Genomic DNA, 597 nt, shown 5'->3' with positions numbered 1-597 from the left:
CAAGCCGAATTTTCTGAAGTTAGAGAAGCCTTTCTACAACTTATCCCAGGATGTTAAACGATGATAATGAAATCTGTATTTTATGAGTCAAATACAGATTTCAAATTCTCTTTTTTATAAGACTATGAATTAAATTTTCTCAAATAACTCTGCAGCAATCTTCCTAGCTAAATTATCTTTATCAACATCCAGTTCTGATAAATCTATAGCATATTGAATTGCCTCACGACCTGCGATTTCAATAGGTCCATAGTCATCATAATCCTCACCTGTATAAGCATTGTAGTCTCTAAAATCATCCTGCGTGAAATCAACTCCACACATTTGAGCTAAGTAGATGTATAACCATGCTTCTCCATGATTTTTGAAAATTTCTTCATACAGGAAGTATTCAATAGCACTCGTATCACCTCGATTACACAAGTACAGAATCTGGTTGTAAACTGTTTCCTTGTCTGCATCCAAATTAATTTCATGAAGATTCATAGGTGAATTTTTAATATAAGATTCAAAGTGTTCCGCTTGCTTTATGTATTCTTCATACTTTTCTTTATTTTTCTTAGTCTCATCAGAATTGATATATTTTTGTTTATTATT

1 pseudogene is annotated in these 597 nt (G+C 31.7%); it reads right to left on the bottom strand.

The window, feature by feature from the left end:
• Nucleotides 1–129: 129 nt before the first annotated feature.
• Nucleotides 130–597 (bottom strand): annotated as a pseudogene (locus J582_RS25545) (hypothetical protein); the annotation flags it as partial.

The organism is Acinetobacter sp. 1566109 (assembly GCF_000582255.1).
GTDB classification, from domain to species: Bacteria; Pseudomonadota; Gammaproteobacteria; order Pseudomonadales; family Moraxellaceae; genus Acinetobacter; species Acinetobacter nosocomialis.
Note: the sequence above shows the minus strand (reverse complement) of the source record. Positions and strands in the feature narration are given on the sequence as shown.